Consider the following 2,562-nt stretch of genomic DNA (forward strand, 5'->3'; position numbering starts at 1 on the left):
GGCATGACCATGCCAAGTTACATAATACCCACGCCTTATACGCAATATGCAGGGCAGAACAGCACTGCCCCGCACACCGCGTATAAATCGTATTATGCAAAATGGCCTTAGTCATGCTTGGCCGCGATTTTACTTTACATGGGGCTTCCAGCCCCAAACCCCGGGCAGCATTCTTGCCTTCGGCTTCACTGTTTAAACACCTTGCTTCCCTGCAAGCCAAACCTCCCTGTTTGGCTGGTACGCTGCTTTATTTAAACTCGCTTCCGGCCCCGCCTACAGCTCAAACAGCGGCAAATTTTTTACCAACAAAGATACTTTAAAAGCCCTAATAACTCGGATAAATTACACTGACCAGAATACTCATCTCAACCACCATTCCTGCAAAAATAATAATTCGTCAAATGGCCTCTCAGAATTACCAGCTACTTAAAATAAAAATCACCCGAGTGAATAATTCGGCCAGCTATTAATACCGCTATCGTAAATAATATTTCGATAAAATAATGCAACACAAAGTAAAAATTACTTTATTTTTTGAATAAAAAGCGCATAATTTAAATTAATTTTGCAATTGAGGCTTGTCATGCTGCTTGAATTTCGCATTCGTAACTACCGGTCAATTCGCGATGAAATAGTTATTAGTTTTGTTGCGTCAAAAGATAAAAAGCTCGCCGATACGCACTTGGCATCAACCGGTATCAAAAGTCTGCCCCATGTGGTTCGCAGTGCTGTAATCTATGGCCCCAACGCCAGTGGCAAATCCACGTTACTACAAGCGCTGGCCTTTATGCGTGCTTTGGTCGCTGAATCTGCCACACTCATGCAACTGGGACAAACTTTTAACATTCAGCCCTTCCGTCTGGATGCGGCTTGTGTTGCAAAACCCACCGAATTTGAAATCACCTTTATCTTTAATGGGGTACGCCATCAATACGGTTTTAGCCTGACGCCTGAAAGAATTATTAGCGAATGGCTCTTGGTCTATCGTACTGCAAAACCGCAACAATGGTTCAGTCGCCAGTTTGACGAAAAAACCCAAAGCTCTATTTACGAGTTCAGTACCCATCTCACCGGTCCACGTAAGCTTTGGCAGGACAGTACCCGCTCCAATGCACTGTTTTTATCAACGGCTGCGCAGCTAAACAGTGAGCTATTGGGCCCGGTATTTAGCTGGTTGGTAGAACAACCGGTATATTTCAGCGCAGGCCTGACTCCGCCTCCAGATCACACCACTGAACTACTCCAAACCGAAAGTGGTAGACGCGCAGTACGTGATTTTCTTGCGTCTGCGGACATCAGCATCAGTGATGTCATGACTGTACAGCGCCAAGGGTTTCAGCAAAAAATCATGTTTGGCCCCGAAGGGGCAAAAGTTATGCACGACGAACAAGAAATGCTCATGCCACAATTTGTTCACAAGACAGACCGCGGCTCTGCCAGTTTTGAATTGTATGAAGAATCACAAGGTACCCAACGATTATATGCTCTGGCGGCTCCCGTACTCGATGTACTTAAGCATGGCCGTTTGCTGATTGTCGATGAACTGGACAGTAGTTTGCACCCGTTACTGGTTAGACGATTGGTGCGTATGTTCCATCAACCAGAACTTAATCCACACGGTGCACAACTCTTCTTTACCACGCATGACTCTTCACTGCTCGATCGAACCTTGTTTCGGCGCGACCAAATCTGGTTTACTGAAAAAGATAATGATCAAGCCACCCGATTATATCCACTAAGCGATTTTAGTCCGCGTGAAAACGAAGCCTGGGAACGTGGCTACTTAACCGGACGCTATGGTGCTGTGCCGTTTTTTAATGACCCACATTTACTCGCACAAGCGGCAGGCTGACCGGTAGCTGTATATGGGAAAAGACAATCAACCCAAAGCTCGACAAACCAAACAACTGGCCCGTAAATCAGGCCGACGTGAGGGCTATGATCGTATTCTCATTGTTAGTGAAGGTAGCAAAACCGAACCGCTCTACTTAAACGAAATTCGTACCAAGTATCGCTTAAGCACCACTAACGTGCAGGTACAGCACAGCCAATATGGCACATCACCGTTGCAAGTAGTGGAATACGCAGAACACCTGTTTATTAACGGCGACGAGAATAAATACATTGAACCCCATGCCTTTGAACAGGTTTTTGCCGTTTTTGACCGTGATGATCACATCACCTATCATCAGGCGCTTGGCAAAGCAGCGGCACTGAACGGCAAATTGCGCAATGACCTGAAACAACCTGTCAGCGTCCAAGCCATCGCTTCGGTACCGTGTTTTGAATTATGGCTGTTATTACATTTCGAAGACGTACACGCGCCATTGCACCGCGATGTCGTTTATCAGCGACTACGTCAATACCTGCCTGATTATGACAAAGGCCGGGCCGGTTACTACCAACAAACCTGTAACTATTCCCGTGCGGCCACCCAACGTGCCGAACAACTGGCGCAACTTACCACTGCTCACAATGGCATAGAGCCTTATACCGACCTGCACCGCTTGGTGACTCTTCTTACTACCCTAAAAACCTAACGACTACAGCAGGAATCATGAG

General features: G+C 46.4%; 2 protein-coding genes. Both read left to right on the forward strand.

The features are described 5' to 3' along the window. The first annotated feature begins 583 nt into the window (after window positions 1–583). Complete coding sequence (locus N7974_RS20340) at window positions 584–1,852, forward strand: AAA family ATPase (protein WP_262967358.1); 1,269 nt, start codon at window positions 584–586, stop codon at window positions 1,850–1,852. A 13-nt stretch (window positions 1,853–1,865) separates the two neighbouring features. Next, entirely contained in the window at window positions 1,866–2,540 is a 675-nt protein-coding gene (locus N7974_RS20345) for an RloB family protein (RefSeq protein WP_262967359.1), read from the forward strand. The last annotated feature ends 22 nt before the right edge of the window (window positions 2,541–2,562 follow it).

The organism is Methylobacter psychrophilus, from assembly GCF_025583945.1.
Lineage (GTDB): Bacteria > Pseudomonadota > Gammaproteobacteria > Methylococcales > Methylomonadaceae > Methylobacter_C > Methylobacter_C psychrophilus.